Source organism: uncultured Tateyamaria sp., assembly GCF_947504105.1.
In the GTDB taxonomy this organism is placed as follows: Bacteria; Pseudomonadota; Alphaproteobacteria; order Rhodobacterales; family Rhodobacteraceae; genus Tateyamaria.
In genome coordinates this window covers 1-247 of record NZ_CANNGP010000201.1, presented here as the reverse complement: position 1 = coordinate 247, position 247 = coordinate 1, and the positions used below count along the sequence as shown (strand labels likewise).

General features: G+C 61.1%; 1 protein-coding gene. It reads left to right on the top strand.

What is annotated here, in order from left to right:
- Window positions 1-27: 27 nt before the first annotated feature.
- A partial coding sequence (locus Q1A75_RS24190; RefSeq protein ID WP_299641591.1) for a hypothetical protein occupies window positions 28-247 on the top strand: 220 nt, incomplete at its 3' end.

The following is a 247-nucleotide window of genomic DNA, read 5'->3' as shown; positions in this document are numbered from 1 at the left end:
CGTGAGGCCATGGCCGCGCTGCGCCGCATGCCCTCCTCAGAAGTCATTGATCTATTCAAGGGTAATCCGACGTTTAAGGGATCCACGACCGGCCGGAGTAACCGCGACGCCGTGATGACGCAGGTTTTGAAAGAGTTGCGCCAGCCGAAGGAATTCCGGGCGCCCGGGCCTGCAGATCTGCGTAGAAACACCGATGGGTTGGCCGAGATCGCTAGGCGTACCAGCCCTGAGCTGCGCAATTGGCTGG